Source organism: Paraburkholderia sp. UCT70 (genome assembly GCF_050434085.1).
Classification (GTDB): domain Bacteria; phylum Pseudomonadota; class Gammaproteobacteria; order Burkholderiales; family Burkholderiaceae; genus Paraburkholderia; species Paraburkholderia tuberum.
This window is the reverse complement of the sequence record NZ_JBNPVZ010000004.1, coordinates 1854595-1868574: the sequence shown is the minus strand read 5'-3', so window position 1 is coordinate 1868574 and position 13980 is coordinate 1854595. Positions and strand designations below refer to the sequence as shown.

At 60.3% G+C, this 13980-nt stretch carries 13 protein-coding genes and 2 pseudogenes; 4 read left to right on the top strand and 11 right to left on the bottom strand.

Annotated elements, in window-relative coordinates; translation table 11 throughout:
* The first annotated feature begins 150 nt into the window (after positions 1 to 150).
* Entirely contained in the window at positions 151 to 798 is a 648-nt protein-coding gene (locus OKW41_RS34155) for a hypothetical protein (RefSeq protein ID WP_429293476.1), read from the top strand.
* A 255-nt stretch (positions 799 to 1053) separates the two neighbouring features.
* Positions 1054 to 2154, top strand: a complete 1101-nt coding sequence (locus OKW41_RS34150) for a hypothetical protein (protein WP_429293475.1) — start codon at positions 1054 to 1056, stop codon at positions 2152 to 2154.
* Positions 2155 to 2442: 288 nt separating this feature from the next.
* Here the strand turns inward: OKW41_RS34150 and OKW41_RS34145 are convergent, their stop codons facing one another.
* On the bottom strand, positions 2443 to 2703 hold the full coding sequence (locus tag OKW41_RS34145; protein ID WP_429450732.1) for a hypothetical protein: 261 nt from the start codon (positions 2701 to 2703) through the stop codon (positions 2443 to 2445).
* Entirely contained in the window at positions 2693 to 3736 is a 1044-nt protein-coding gene (locus OKW41_RS34140) for a tyrosine-type recombinase/integrase (RefSeq protein ID WP_429575345.1), read from the bottom strand. The genes OKW41_RS34145 and OKW41_RS34140 overlap by 11 nt, the downstream gene beginning before the upstream one ends.
* A gap of 704 nt (positions 3737 to 4440) precedes the next feature.
* Here OKW41_RS34140 and OKW41_RS34135 point away from each other — a divergent pair.
* Together OKW41_RS34135 and OKW41_RS34130 are read left to right on the top strand one after the other, a co-directional pair.
* Positions 4441 to 4725: pseudogene (locus OKW41_RS34135) on the top strand (NAD(P)(+) transhydrogenase (Re/Si-specific) subunit alpha); the annotation flags it as partial.
* A pseudogene (locus tag OKW41_RS34130) lies at positions 4694 to 4867 on the top strand (IS5/IS1182 family transposase); the annotation flags it as partial. The pseudogenes OKW41_RS34135 and OKW41_RS34130, both read left to right, overlap by 32 nt.
* Positions 4868 to 4888: 21 nt before the next feature.
* Here the strand turns inward: OKW41_RS34130 and eutC are convergent.
* The 9 genes from eutC to OKW41_RS34085 form a co-directional block, all read right to left on the bottom strand.
* Positions 4889 to 5686, bottom strand: coding sequence for an ethanolamine ammonia-lyase subunit EutC (gene eutC, locus OKW41_RS34125; RefSeq protein WP_429575344.1), 798 nt, complete (start codon positions 5684 to 5686; stop codon positions 4889 to 4891).
* Positions 5683 to 7077: an ethanolamine ammonia-lyase subunit EutB gene (locus tag OKW41_RS34120; RefSeq protein WP_429575343.1), complete on the bottom strand. Its 1395-nt coding sequence runs from the start codon at positions 7075 to 7077 to the stop codon at positions 5683 to 5685. Before OKW41_RS34120 ends, eutC begins: the two co-directional genes overlap by 4 nt.
* A 28-nt stretch (positions 7078 to 7105) precedes the next feature.
* Positions 7106 to 7762: an HAD family hydrolase gene (locus OKW41_RS34115; RefSeq protein WP_184068813.1), complete on the bottom strand. Its 657-nt coding sequence runs from the start codon at positions 7760 to 7762 to the stop codon at positions 7106 to 7108.
* Positions 7763 to 7844: 82 nt separating this feature from the next.
* Positions 7845 to 9377, bottom strand: coding sequence for a sodium:solute symporter family protein (locus OKW41_RS34110; protein ID WP_429575342.1), 1533 nt, complete (start codon positions 9375 to 9377; stop codon positions 7845 to 7847).
* Positions 9374 to 9631 carry a hypothetical protein gene (locus tag OKW41_RS34105; protein ID WP_429575341.1) on the bottom strand — a complete coding sequence of 86 codons (258 nt, stop codon included), beginning with the start codon at positions 9629 to 9631 and terminating at the stop codon, positions 9374 to 9376. The genes OKW41_RS34110 and OKW41_RS34105 overlap by 4 nt, the downstream gene beginning before the upstream one ends.
* Before the next feature lie 278 nt (positions 9632 to 9909).
* Positions 9910 to 10845, bottom strand: a complete 936-nt coding sequence (locus OKW41_RS34100; RefSeq protein ID WP_429452195.1) for a phosphotransferase — start codon at positions 10843 to 10845, stop codon at positions 9910 to 9912.
* 4 nt (positions 10846 to 10849) lie between these two features.
* Complete coding sequence (locus tag OKW41_RS34095) at positions 10850 to 11797, bottom strand: phosphotransferase (protein WP_429575340.1); 948 nt, start codon at positions 11795 to 11797, stop codon at positions 10850 to 10852.
* Positions 11798 to 11805: 8 nt separating this feature from the next.
* Entirely contained in the window at positions 11806 to 13086 is a 1281-nt protein-coding gene (locus OKW41_RS34090) for a Zn-dependent hydrolase (RefSeq protein WP_429575339.1), read from the bottom strand.
* Positions 13064 to 13822, bottom strand: coding sequence for a DeoR/GlpR family DNA-binding transcription regulator (locus tag OKW41_RS34085; protein WP_187617094.1), 759 nt, complete (start codon positions 13820 to 13822; stop codon positions 13064 to 13066). The genes OKW41_RS34090 and OKW41_RS34085 overlap by 23 nt, the downstream gene beginning before the upstream one ends.
* Positions 13823 to 13980: the final 158 nt, after the last annotated feature.

Here is a 13980-nt window from a genome sequence, read left to right as displayed (position 1 = left end):
CTGACAGGGGCTGCTTCAGCATGTCTTGGAGGCGTGGCATGAGTGACGGGAGCAGGCCGTGGCATCTGCGGGAGCGCCAGTGGCCCGGGCTACGTGAGATTACCGGCCGGTCAGATACCGAAGACAGCAGGGGGAATTCAGGAGAATGTCATGCCGGTTACCAGGACCGTGATGTCGATTCACGATGATCAGACGGGAGAGGGTACAGCGCTCGCATTTCCCACGATGTCGACCTGTTCTGCGATTATCTGCGTACTCGTCGACCGGCTCGTGGGCGTCCACAAAACCCAGGGCTGGCGCGGCAGCACAAACACTTTGTTCGCGCGCGCCGTCGCGTTGATCGGTGGTGACAGGGTCTACGAGCTCTATATCGCCGGCTGGAACGTGGGAAGTAAGGAATATCACAACATCAGTCAGATTCAGAATGCGCTGGGATGCGCCGATGTGGCGACCTATGTGCTCGACTACCACAACGCTGACGTCATCATCAAAAACAAACACAGCGGGGATCTGGTCAACCAGCAGGCTTTCCAGGCGCGAAAGGGGAAAGTCTTCACCCCCAGCCCAACCTCCGATCTGTGCACTTTTGCGTTTCATACCGGCAAGCGCAATCCCACCATCGGGATCAAGCGGTCGTCGAAGGTAAACATTACCGCCAGTGACAATGACGCCGTTCGCGAAAACCTCAAGCGAGAGGGGAGGGACGGGATGATGATCGCCGTGACAGAAGATATCCAGACGCCGAGCGATCATCTTCACATCCTGGACAAGCACCTGGATTTCGTTCACGTGGTTTGAATCACCGTGGCGTCCAGGCACGCAAAATTACACGAGGATCCGCGAGGGTGGCGATATGCGTCCCGGATTACTCATCCTCTGCCCGAGCGATCTGGACGCGAAAACCAGGTCGAGATGGGAAGTTGATATCAACGATCTTGTGGTTTTTGGGTTCAAGAGGAGTCGGGCTGTTACGCCACTCGCGTCAAAGATGCATGAGAGCGGACGGATCGGTGCGAGACCATTGCTGCGGCACACGACACTTTGGGAATAGCCATGAAAGACGTGACTGTCAGGATCAACGACACGCTTGGATTCATTCAAACCTCGGCAATCGGGACCTTCGCCGAGAAGGCCTGCGCGCACGCTCTGGCCAGTTCCTATATTCAGAACCACTATCCCCCGGCCAACGCGCACCAGGCCGGCTACGTGAATTTCTCAAACGGGATGTCGATGAAGAATCTGCACAACGCGGGTAACGAGGCCCAGCGCGAAATGCGACGCGTCATTTATCTCCTGTGGCATGCCATTGGAAACAATGCGCTCGCAAATCGGGCCACGACGCTCGGTGCCGGATTGTTGGCAGCTGAGTATCGCCGCCTGTTGCAGAAAGCCAGGATAGTAGAGGATGCACATCATGCGCGCGACCACGGCAGCAGAAATCTGCTGACGACCGTTATCCCGGCCGCGCCACTGCAGTTTCTCACAGACAACAAGATTATGGTTCGCGGTTCGACGGGCTATGCGCCAGATGCGCTAGACCGCAATCTCGTGAACTTTTACTTCACCTACGACGCGGCCCAGGATCGCTACATGTTCGTGCCTGTCGCGGGGGTTCCGGTTCCTGCAGGCGCGTACGGCTTTTCAGCAGCAAGCGTGCGCGCCGTGCACTGGACCGCCGTCCCCGGTAGAGGAATCGTGGTAATTCCGGGGCCACCGCCGGGCGCTGCCAGCTTTGGCGCCATCGACGGTATACGTCTCGATGGCTCCGACGTGATGGTCACCACACAGTTCACCGGCTGCAGTTTTTGCATGAAGGACGTGGGAGGGGTGATCTATGGCGCTCATATTTCGCCCAGCATTCCGGGGCATCCGAACCCGCACGTCGGCACTACCATGGCCCAGCAGCTCTGCGGAATGAATGCTAACGTTGGCGCCGGCGATTTCGCGAATCATGCAGGTGCCGCCCCTTTCATGGTCTATGGCGCAGGGCACAGCAACATCGCCGGCTTTCCAAATGGCTACCCGGAGCCGGGCGTTGGCGCAAATCCACTCCAATACATGTGCATGATTGGCGTGCGAGTGGGCGGGCTTTGGCAGATCTTCTCCCAGCAAGTGTTCGTGGGCGGCGCATTCACCGCCTTTCAGGTTCTGTAGTGCAACGGTATCCGCTCGATCAGCCCGGCGCGCCTGCCTGCCTCTGCTGCTGCTCGAATTCTTACTCTTGTCGCGCTCGACGCCTCCGAAGATTGCGTGCCTCCGGGCGTCGATATCTGTCCAGGCGACGCGAACTGCACCAGGCCCGGTCAGTTCCTTACACAATCGAAGAGCCGACGACCGGTTGGGATGCCGAAAGATATGGACGGCCTGGAGGTATCGCTGACGGTATGGGCGGGCGCGATGGGACCCGAGTCGGGCCCAGCGTTGGGTTTGCGGCGGGGGGTGTCAATCGAGTGGGGATGACAAAAGGGGCGGCCCAGTAGTTGACGAGCGCAGAAAAGATGGGACACTCCAAGCCGCGACGACGAGGCCGAAGGCCGCCGAGAACCAGGCCTTTAGATCGCAAAGCCGGTCAATGTAATCAGCCCACTCCTGCATAACGCGGCAACGATCTTCGTCGAACGTTGTCCGGTCATAAGCCTTCTGGACGTCGCCGCGTTTTGCGTGCGCAAATTGCGCCTCTAGAACGTCGATGTCAATGCCCAAGCGTTCCCTCCCCACCGTGCGAAGCATGCCGCGGAATCCATGTGCCGCGTGCTTTCCCTGAAAGCCCATCTCTCGAAGCGCTTTGCTCTGGGGGGCGGTGCAAATGCGGCGTTTTCTGCCGCGCAGGCGAGGGAAAGACGTAGTCGCCGCGGCCCGTGAGCGTCTGAAGTTCTTTCAACAGCGCAACCGCTTGCTTTGGCAGTGGCACGATGTGTTCGTGTTGCATCTTCATCCGGAGTGCTGGCACACGCCATTCGGCGCCGTCGAGGTCCATTTCGTCCCACGGGACGCCTACGACCACGCCCGGGCGCAAACCAGTGAGCATCGTCAATTTCAGAGCGGCCCGCGTAATCGGCGAGTTATAGCCATTAATCGCTCTTACTAGCGGCGCGATCTCGGAGGGTTTCGTGATCGCCGGAATATGGCCTTTCTTGTGACGAGGGATCACTCCACGCAGCGACAGCGGAACGTCTTCCCTAAGGCCGTGTTGAATTGCATAGCTCACGATGCCGCCGACATACTGTCGCGATTTGGTGGTGAGATTCGGTGCATGCGCCGCAATGCCCTCGAGCACTGGTTTCACCTCAGGAATAGCCAGCGTCGAGATCGGCTTATTGCCGAGGGCCGGTATCAGGTAGTCGTGCACAACGAACTCGACCTTTCGGTATGTCTCATCGGCCCATTCCTTGTGCTTGAAGGCGAGCCACCTCTTTGCCACGAGCCGAAAGGCGCCCTCGGCGGCACGCCTGCGAGCCGCCGCCTGTTCGACTGGATCCATTCCGTCGCGAACCAGGCTGCGCGCAATGGCGGCCGCGTTGCGTGCATCGACAAGTGAGACGTCAGGATTGGGGCCCAGACTAAGGAAATTTTCCTTTCCGGTGCTCGGTCGTCGATATCGCAATAACCACGTTCGGGCGCCGTTCGGCCGTACTCTCAATGCAAGGACGTTTCCGTCAGCGAGCAGGTAGGGCTTAGCGCGTGGCTTGGCGCTACGGAAGACCAGTTCCGACTTCGGATCGACACGTTTGGGCATGGAAGTGCCCCCACTCTGGTATACGCAAAAAGAGCCGACGTCAGCGGAACGTAACGGAGCTGCGAAAAAAAAGCCCCGTAAGACCAGAGTCTTACGGGGTTTCTCGAACTACTTCGGCTTACGCCGGAACAACTTGTGGTGCCAGGAGAGACTCGAATGTAAAGTTCAAGTGTTTGATTTTAAATTAAAAAAATAGTTGATTTATGGCACATATGCGCACTTGTATACGCAAAAATGTTGGATCCCACAGGACGCTATTCCGTGCCGGATGGCTCCGCACGCCGCGACGGCGAACAGACTCTTCAGCTCGGGGAGATTTGTTCCTTTCATGGGGCGCAGGTGGTCGGAGGTTCAAATCCTCTCGCCCCGACCAATAGATATAAGGCTCTCATGGCTTCGGCTCTGAGAGCCTTTTTCGTTTGGGGCCGATTTTGCCCCCACGTTTGCCCCCACAGGACGGACGGCTCTCGCGGGAACAAAGCGGAATTTTCGGGGACGGGTAGCGGACGCGTTCGTTGCTCAGTTCGGGACGGCTTTGCTCGCGCGTTTACCGGTGTGTGCTATGTCCACGGCAACCGCACACACCGGTAACGACATGCCGTTTTCTGACGGTTTCGGAGGGGGCTGGCATTTTGCCGAACATTCCCGATGCCGTCGCGTCGCTGACGACAAACGCTACGTAGCGCCCACAGACGGCACAACGGACCCTCGCGGCGGGACGTGGCGCCGAATATGAAGGCCGGCGCGGCGGCAACTGCCCGCTGAATGAAGCGGACTGGGTCGTGACGAAGCACGGCGTGTCGCTCGTCGGCTACACAAACGTCCCGTCGATGGTCGCGGCCGACGCATCGTCGCTCTACGCGCACAATCTGCTCGACTTCCTGAATCTGATCGTCACGAAGGAAGGCGCGCTGAACATTGATCTCTCCGACGATATCGTCGCGGTCACGTTTCTGTCCCGCGACGGCGAAGTCGCGCGCAGGTCATAAAGGAGAGCAGGGATGGCTCCACAACTTTCGTCGTCTTCGCATACGCTTCGATCGTCGAGCGGACATTCACGAAGCATTCTTGAAATTCGGCTGCGCCCTCGTCTGCTGGAGCATCTTCAGGCGTGCAGAGCAGCCTTTTTGAACTGGCCTCTAAGACGCTTCGTTAGTTCGCATCCGGTGCTGCGATCGCCGTTGACGCGTCTTTGGCCGCCTCTTCCAGCAATGCATCGCTCTCGTCTTTAAGTCCCACGCCAGTGAGGCCCAAGCGGCGCGCATGCGTCAGCAGATAGTGCAGCTTGTGCGCGGCTGCGCCGTGATTCAATCCCTCGGGGCGCACGTTCGAAATGCAATTGCGTTGCGCATCGGCGCACCCTACTTTAGGCGCGTACGTCAGGTAGATGCCGAGGCTATCCGGCGAGCTCAGCCCGGGACGTTCGCCGATCAGCATCACGACGAGCCTGGTCCGCAGAATTTCGCCGATCTCATCGCCAAGCGCCACCCGTGCTTGCCGAGCGACCACCACCGGACCGATTTTCCAATCCGCAAGGCGTAAAGAGACGGCCCTCAAAAGCGGAATGGATTGCTTTGCAGCAGCACAGGCCGACAGCCCATCGGCAATCACGAACACCACTTCCGGCGCTTCGATGGAGGCTTGCGCAAGCGCCTCGCGGCTCTCCTCCGACAGGCGTCTCCCCAGATCCGGACGCCGCAAGTAATGCTGACGGTCCGGCGCAGCACTATGCACATCGAGCGTGGTGAAGCCGTTCGCGCGCAACTGCTCATGCAGCGAATCAGCGTCGAGCGGATGATGCACCGCATCGCGTGCCTGCGCGTGCGATAGATTGAACGCGAGCAGCGGCCCAGTCGGCAGGCTGTTGCCGGCACGCCCTAATGCGATACGCGCATTGGTGAACTGACGCAATGCGCTCCAGGGGTTCTTTTCGAGGAAGTCGTTGCTCATGCGATCCCCATCCATTCGCGCGCACCTTCCAGCAAAGGTTGCCGTATCGCGCCATTGAGCAACACGCCGAGCGCGTCGGCGACCTGCATCGACTCCAGCCACTCTTCGAATTCCGGCGCACGCCTTAGGCCCAATACGTCGCGCACATAAAGCGCATCGTGGAATGAGGTGCTCTGGTAGTTCAGCATCACATCGTCCGCGCCGGGGACGCCCATGATGAAGTTGATTCCCGCGACGCCGAGCAGCGTCAACAGGTTGTCCATATCGTCCTGATCGGCTTCCGCGTGGTTCGTGTAGCAAATGTCGCAACCCATCGGCACGCCGAGCAGCTTGCCGCAGAAGTGATCTTCGAGACCCGCGCGCGTGATCTGCTTGCCGTCATAGAGGTATTCCGGGCCGATGAAACCGACCACCGTATTGACGAGAAACGGATTGAACTTTCGTGCCACCGCATAGGCGCGCACTTCGCAGGTCTGCTGGTCGACGCCATGATGCGCATTCGCCGACAACGCGCTGCCCTGCCCCGTTTCGAAATACATCACGTTGTTGCCGACTGTGCCGCGATTGAGCGAGAGCGCCGCTTCATAGGCTTCCTGCAGCAAAGCAAGCGAAACGCCGAAGCCGGCATTCGCTTTTTCCGTACCGGCAATCGACTGAAACACCAGATCGACCGGCGCGCCCTTGCCGATTGCGGCAATCGTGTTGGTGACGTGCGTCAGTACGCATGATTGCGTCGGCACCTGATAGCGTTGCCGGAAATCGTCGACCATCAGCAGCAGCGTGGTGATCGCGGCCAGGCTGTCGGTAGCCGGATTGATGCCGATCATCGCGTCACCGCAACCGTACATCAGGCCGTCGAGCATCGAGGCGGCGATGCCCTTGACATCGTCGGTCGGATGATTCGGTTGCAAGCGCACTGACATGTGGCCAGACAATCCCACGGTGTTGCGAAAGCGTGTGATCACCGGACGCTTGCGCGCCGCCGCGATCAGGTCCTGGTTACGCATCAGCTTCGACACCGCGGCGACCATCTCCGGTGTGAGGCCGGCGGAGATACGCGTGAGTGCATCGGCATCCGTCTCGCTGCTGAGTAGCCAGTTGCGGAAATCGCCGACCGTCAGATGGGATATCTCGGCGAAAGCTTCGGGCGAGTGATCGTCTATGACAAGGCGCGTGACTTCATCGCTTTCGTACGGAATCAATGCCTCGTTGAGGAAGGTGCGCAACGGCACCTGCGCGAGTGCCATCTTGGCTGCGACGCGTTCTTCCTCACTGGCCGCCGCGGTGCCGGCGAGCTGATCGCCCGAGCGCAGCGGGCTCGCCTTCGCCAGCAACGTTTTGAGATCGTCGAACCGGTAGGTGCGTGTGCCGATCGCTTCGGTATAGCTCATCTCGCGTTGCTCCAGAGTGCCGCGCACGTTAGTGCCATGTCAACACAGGCCACCCACACTCCTTCGCATGCGCTGCCAGCACCCGGTCCGGATTGACCACATGCGGCCTGTCGACCTCGCACAGCAGAGGTAAATCGTTTCGCGAGTCGGAATAGAAGCTGGCACCGGCCAGGCTTTCGTCGTGCGCCTTTAGCCATGCGCGCAGCCGAACTACCTTGCCTTCCCGATACGTCAGTACGCCGGAGGTGCGTCCCGTATAGACACCGTCCTCCGTCTGGATATCAATCGCCAGAACATGATTGATACTGACTCGCGCCGCAATTGGCTCGACCAGATGCGCGCTCGACGCCGAGATAACCAGCAGGGTGTCGCCACGCTGGCGATGGGCGTCGATCACATTCCGCGCGTCGGCCCGAATCCTCGGCTCGATCACCTGTTCAACAAACGCATCGATCTGATGGCGCACATCAACGACGCGGCGACGGGCGAGCGGTGCGAGTGTTGCTTTCATGTAATCGTCCATCGTAAGCAACCCTTCGCCGTAGGCACGCATCATCTCGTCGTTTTGCCGTACAAATGCATCGGCGTCGCCGACCCAACCTAGGCGGGCCATCTCGCTGCTCCACAAATTCGCGCAATCACCATTGATAATCGTGTCGTCAAGATCGAAAATCGCTAAAGTCATCCGGCCTCCGTTGAGTCAAATTCTCGACGCCGCGGCAGCATCAAAATGCGAGATCCATGCCGGCCGCCGCGGCCGCTTTTCCTTAATGTGTTACCGGTACGGCGACCGTCGAAGGTGCGCGGCCGCGCACAGGCTTCGTGAACAGCCGGTCGAGCCGGGCGATCTCGTCGGTCGACGGTTTGATCGCTAACGCAAACACGACGAACACGACGAAGTTCGCTGCGAGCCCGACAATCCCGCTGGTCAGCGAGCCGAGCGCGCGGATGTCGTCCGGATAGACGGAAGTCAGCACGATCGCGATTGCAATGCCCACCAGCATTCCCGCAATCGCGCCCTGCTTGTTGCCACGCCGCGTGAAGATGCCGAAGAACAGCGGGACCGCAAGCTGGATGATCCCTTGATATGAAATCTGCGCGAGTAATTGCAGTCGGCTGTAGTCGAAAGTCAGATATGCAAGGATCGCCGCTGCGACGATGAACACGACCATACCCGCCTTGGACAACACCATCAACTGGCGATCGCTGCGCGGCGTATTCCACGTCGCGAGGTCGTTGGCGAACTGCGTGCCGCAGACCTGCACACAACCGTCGACATGGCCGATGCTCGCCGCAAGCACAATCACGATTGCCACCGCGAGAAGCCATGGGCCGCCGATATCGGCGAGTGCGACGAACCAACCGTGCTGCGGCTGAGCGGCTACGTTCGGGTCCTGACTCGCGGCAGCCGCGAACAGCATCAGGATGCAATAGAAGCCGCCGACCAGCAGCATCGTCAGCAGCGTGCCCTTCTTGACGGCCCTTACGCCGCTCGCCGTATAGATCCGCTGGAAGCTCATCGGCCAGCACATTGAGCCGATCACACCGGTGAAGATCAGGCTGAACATGTACCAAGGACCGTAACCGGTACGCGCGTCGCCGGGAATCAGCAGCATCTTCGCCGGCAGTTGCGACAGGTTGGAGAATGACGCGTGGTTGCCGAACAGCAGCAGGATGCACAGCACCGCGCACAGCACGTACGCAATCAGCCCCTGGAACATATCGGTCATGATCAGCCCCCGCATCCCCATGCTGACGGTCCAGTACTGGCGGATCAGTACAATGACAACACCAGCAGTCAGGCAGGCCGTCACGGTCCACTGGCCGAACGTTGCGAACTGGAATAACGTCGCGAGCGCCTGGATGCCCATCACGACCCACGGAAACACCGAGATGATCCCGATGATCGACGCGATTCGCTTGACGACCGGGCTGTTGTAGCGCATGCCGAGGAGGTCCGGCTGCGTCGTCAGATTGAACTGCCGGCCCCACGACCACGCCCGGTTTGCCATCAGATACATCGCGGTCACGCCGAGCGTCGCGTAGACCATCCCGTAGAAACCGAGCACGCCGCCGACCGACAGCGCGAAGAACGCGGTGAACGTCGAGCCGGGCCACCACGAGTTCGTGTAGCTCATCGCGACGAACCACGGGCCGTACGAGCGGCCGCCGACGGCATAGTCGGAGAAGCTTGTGCTCCGGCGGTTGGTCGCATACAGCACCGCGATCATCGCAACGAGAAACACGACGATCATGCCGAACGTGACGGCCGGGTTGCCGGGATTCGTGAAGTGGATCATGTCGGTTCTCCTTCGTTGGCGAGTTCGCCGGACACGCCTTCGGCCACGTACAGCGCCCATACGCCGAGCCCGACCAGGACCGCGTTCGCGATCCAGTAGAAGATCGGCAGCGGTACGCCGAGCACGAGTTGCTTACTGCCGCTGACGCCTAGATACAACGGCGGACACAGCGCCATCAGAAGAAGCAGGAAGAAATAGATGCCGAATACAATCTTCTTCGAATTCGGCATCGAGCTTTGGATCGATTCAGCCATGATCGGCTCCTCGCTAGCGGCGGGTTGAAGGACACGAATGGAACGCGCTGTCATCTCGCGCGCCCAGCCGATAGGCACCGCCTTCGGGGTGCCGGGCCGAAGGTGGCGTCAGATCCGCCCGGACGCGGCCAATCGCTTTTAATTTCGCTCTGGATTCCTTAATAACCATAGTGCCTTCCCATCCTGAAAATGAAATCGGGTTCTCAATAGGTCGTCAAGCTCAAGCGTCGGCGCAGAACCAGTTTATGCACGGAGCTGTTTTCAAGCGCCTAGTTTCTTCACGCCTGTCTCAGCCATGTCTCCCACTGCGGATCCTGAAAGACGATGCGAGCGCGCATCTGTTTCCAGAACCCGTACTTATAGAAATCGAAATCGAGCCGCGACACCGCACGCTGCACCATCGCCCACGTCGACCATTTCAGATCGGCGAGCGCCTTGTTCAACTGCACACGCGCGACGACCTGGGGCGTCACGCGACCGAAATAGTCCTCGAGCAGCGCGAGTTCCATCCCAGGCGCGAAGAACATCTCGCCAAACCACAGGGCGAGCTCGTAATGCCGGTCGTTGTTCGACGCGTACTCGAAATCGACCAGGCGAATCTCGCGCGCATCGTTCAGCATGAAGTTGCCGGCGAGGGTATCGTTCATGCAGGGCGCGAGATCCAGGCCCGACGCTTCGAGCGCCGCACGGGCACGACGGTATTGCTGGCACAGCCAGTCGTGATCCGGGGGTTTAACCGCGTGCAACGCTTCGACCTGCTGCTGATGTTCGTCGATCATGTCAAACATGGTCTTCGTCTGAGCGAGCACCGGCTGATCATTGAACGCCTTCAGTGCACGCAATGCGTTGTGCCGGACCTCACGCTCGAGGAAGTCGAGGTTTGACGACGCGCGCCAGCCTTCCATGAACTCGAACACCTCGACGCCCAGGTCCTCGAGGAACGCGAACACCGGCGCGCCGTAGCCGGTTATCGCGGCCTTCACGCTCGCTTCGTGTGCAGTGCGGCGGTCGATAAACATCTCTGTGCCCTGACCCGGCACCTTGAAAAAATACGCAGTCTGCGCGCCGTCGACTTCGACGCGCCAGTTCGTGTTCGAGATGCCGCCACCTACCGGTGCGTAGCGAATGTCGTACCCTTTCCATGCAGGCATTTCACGAATCGCCGCTTCAATCTCGTGTTCATGATGGGTCTGAGCCTGACCGAGTGCTTTCATCGAATCATCCCTTCAGCAGACGAAGCCAGCCTTCGAAGCGCGCGTCCTGAATGCCTTGTCGGCAGCGCAACGAAGTCCATTGAGCGAGTTTCGTGAATTCGACACGGCGCGGTGACGTCGTGCCTAGCCACAATCCCCACAGTGTCCAGTACCAGTCGTTGACAAGCGCATACAGACGGCAACGCGCGTAGTCGGCTTCGTCGCAACGGCCAGCCCAGCGCACGATGCCCTCCCGCCATTGCGGCTCGAACTGATACAACTCGTTCAGCGTGATAGCCACGTCGTACCAGGGGTCGCCGCAGCCACCGTAATCGAAATCGATCAGCTTGAGTTCGCCTTGCGGGCCAACCATCACGTTGCTCGCAAGGCCGTCACCGTGCAGTGGCACGACCTCTACGTCCGATGCCTGCAACGCATTCCATGCACGATCTATGCAGTCGTCGGTCCGCAACCCGTCGATCGGCAATTCCACCGCATCACGTCGACACAGCGCCCGAAGTCGGGCGATGTCGTCCATCGGAGACGAGACAAACATGGGCGCTGGACCGTCATGCACTTGCCGCTTCGCCGCCCACAGCGCGTCGAGACGCTCGGGTGACGCCAGATCGTCAACGCGCGCCCAGCGCCATTCGGAGGCCTCCAATCGATCGAACAGCAGCACGCCGCGCTGCATATCAACGATGCGCAGCGCGACCGTTGCTTCCGCTTGTGCCGCACAGCGGCTCGCGTCGACGGTCCGCGCAACGTCGATCAATTCTTTCATATCGTCGTGCAGCACTTTCGCATACCACGATTGAGCGCCCACCGCGACGACGAAGCCGGCCCATTCGGTCGCGAGCCGCGTCGGCGACGCGACTGCTCCGGTGCCGTGCCCAACCTGCGCGTCGTTGCCTAGCCCTACTGCATGCAGCGCGTCGAGCAATCGAAGGGACTCAGGCGATTCCGTCAGCATTGTCGTCCTCAAAGGTAGCTCGACGATTCGGTGCAGATGCGCTCCAGCAACGCGCTCAACAGACGCAGGCCGTTATGCAGATCGGCATCAGCGGTGTACTCGGCTTCGTTGTGCGAGACGCCTCCGCGGCTAGGTACGAACAGCAGGCACGTCGGCGTGACGCGACTCATGCTAATCGCATCGTGGCCGGCGACGGTGACGCTATCGCCCGCTGGCAGGTCGAGTTCGAGGCTGACGTCGTGGGCAAGTCGCGACAAGCCATCATGCAGCTTCAGCGGGGCGCGAAGCTGACGGCTTTCGATCTCGATGCGCGTGCCGGTCTGTTCAGCGATATTCCGCAACGTCGCCTCGAAGCATGTTGCAGTGCCGTCCAGCAGCGCAGTGGACGGCGAACGGAATTCAATGTGTAGTATCGTCCTCGACGGCACGACGTTCGGCGAATTCGGATATACGTCGAGGCGGCCAACCGAACTGTGCATTTGCGCGCCGTGCCGCACGGCTTCCGCATGGACCGCGGCGATCGTGTGCGCTGCCGCCAGCAATGCATCGCGCCGGTCGGCCATCGGTGTAGGGCCGGTGTGATTCTGCTCGCCGTCGAAGCGCACTCGCCATTTCAATGCGGCCCACGTCTCGCGGACCACGCCAATTGCGAGCCCCTCGCGCTCGAGATTCGACGCCTGCTCGACGTGCATCTCGACATATGCGGCAACAGGCAGATCGAGCATCGCATCGCCGAGATAGCCAATCTGCTCCAACGCACTCTTCAGCGTGACGCCTTGCCGGTCCTCGCATGCCCACGCGTCGTCGAGCGACATCGCGCCGGTGAACACGCTGCTACCCGTCAGGCTCGGCTGGAAACGCGCGCCTTCTTCGTTGGTCCAGTCAACGACCGCCAGATTGCATGGCGCACGGTGACCACTCGCGCGAAGCCTCTGCGCGATGCCGACGATCGCAGTCGCGCCGGCAAGCACGCCGTATACACCGTCAAAGCGGCCGGCGCTCGGCTGGCTGTCGAGATGCGACCCGCACAACACGTACGGCGCGCCCGGCGTCAAAGTCACCAGCCCGAAGACGTTGCCGATTGCATCGATGTGCACATCGAAACCGTGCTCGTCGAGCCAGATGCGGAACAGATCACGAACCTGTCCGTCCTGGGCCGACGCCGCGAGCCGATGCAGACCGCCGGCCGGCGTCGCGCCGATCGCGGAGCTTGCGCTGAACAGCGCGTCGAACGCGCGCAACTCATCGGCGTTGGGTTGAACCAGTTCAGGGATGGACGATATCGACATGAGCTTGTTCCAGGCGGTCTATGTAGTCGGCCGACAGCGGGCGGTTTGTGACGAGCGTCGCGATCGCGTCGAACGGTAGTGTGTTGATGAACGTGCGATGGCCAAACTTGCCATCGTCGGCGAGCACGACGCTACGCACGCAATGCACAACAAGCGTTCTGCGCAGCATGGCTTCGGATTCTTCGTAATCCATCAGCCCGAGCTTCAGATCGACCGCGCCAATGCCCATAAAGGCGATGTCGTAATGGAACTGACGGGCGAATTCGAGCGTGTGCGGGCCGATCAATGCGTTGTCGTTGCGACGGACGTCGCCTGGTGTGACGAGCACGTGGTTGTCGCTCTGCTGCGTCAGCAGTTGCGCAATGTCGAGCGAGTTCGTGACGACTCGCAACTGGCTGAAGCTTGTCAGCTGATGCGCGAGTGCGAGTGTTGTCGTGCCGGTGTCGAGGAACAGCGCCATTCCCTCCTGCACGAGGCCGCTTGCGCATTCGGCAATCTTCGCTTTCGCCTGTGTCCTGATCCGGTTGCGGACCTGCAGCGGTTGCTCCTCGTTAAGCCGCGGCAGGATCGCGCCGCCGTGAACGCGACGCAACTTGCCGAGTTCTTCGAGATATTTGAAGTCGCGGCGAATCGTTTCTTCGGAGACGACCAGCTGCGTAGCGAGGTCGGTGGCCTTCACGCGTTTCTGCTGGCTCAGAAAACGCATGATTTCTTCGAGGCGAGGCTGATTCAGCATAGGTAGATGAGTCCGGCGGACAGGGAAGCAACCAGTGTAACGAGGTTTGCCGCGCGTTCGGATCACGCGGTGGCAGCGCCCGGATTGTGCCAACAGGCGGTGGTGCGTCGGCGTGGCCTCGTCCGCGTCGAGACGTTGCGCCGCTTGCAACTTCGTCT

Coding starts and splice junctions, on each gene's coding strand:
- OKW41_RS34155 (WP_429293476.1), top strand. CDS start 151: ATGCCGGTTACCAGGACCGTGATGTCGATTCACGATGATCAGACGGGA.
- OKW41_RS34150 (WP_429293475.1), top strand. CDS start 1,054: ATGAAAGACGTGACTGTCAGGATCAACGACACGCTTGGATTCATTCAA.
- OKW41_RS34140 (WP_429575345.1), bottom strand. CDS start 3,736: ATGCCCAAACGTGTCGATCCGAAGTCGGAACTGGTCTTCCGTAGCGCC.
- eutC (WP_429575344.1), bottom strand. CDS start 5,686: ATGAGCAACGACTTCCTCGAAAAGAACCCCTGGAGCGCATTGCGTCAG.
- OKW41_RS34120 (WP_429575343.1), bottom strand. CDS start 7,077: ATGAGCTATACCGAAGCGATCGGCACACGCACCTACCGGTTCGACGAT.
- OKW41_RS34115 (WP_184068813.1), bottom strand. CDS start 7,762: ATGACTTTAGCGATTTTCGATCTTGACGACACGATTATCAATGGTGAT.
- OKW41_RS34110 (WP_429575342.1), bottom strand. CDS start 9,377: ATGATCCACTTCACGAATCCCGGCAACCCGGCCGTCACGTTCGGCATG.
- OKW41_RS34105 (WP_429575341.1), bottom strand. CDS start 9,631: ATGGCTGAATCGATCCAAAGCTCGATGCCGAATTCGAAGAAGATTGTA.
- OKW41_RS34100 (WP_429452195.1), bottom strand. CDS start 10,845: ATGAAAGCACTCGGTCAGGCTCAGACCCATCATGAACACGAGATTGAA.
- OKW41_RS34095 (WP_429575340.1), bottom strand. CDS start 11,797: ATGCTGACGGAATCGCCTGAGTCCCTTCGATTGCTCGACGCGCTGCAT.
- OKW41_RS34090 (WP_429575339.1), bottom strand. CDS start 13,086: ATGTCGATATCGTCCATCCCTGAACTGGTTCAACCCAACGCCGATGAG.
- OKW41_RS34085 (WP_187617094.1), bottom strand. CDS start 13,822: ATGCTGAATCAGCCTCGCCTCGAAGAAATCATGCGTTTTCTGAGCCAG.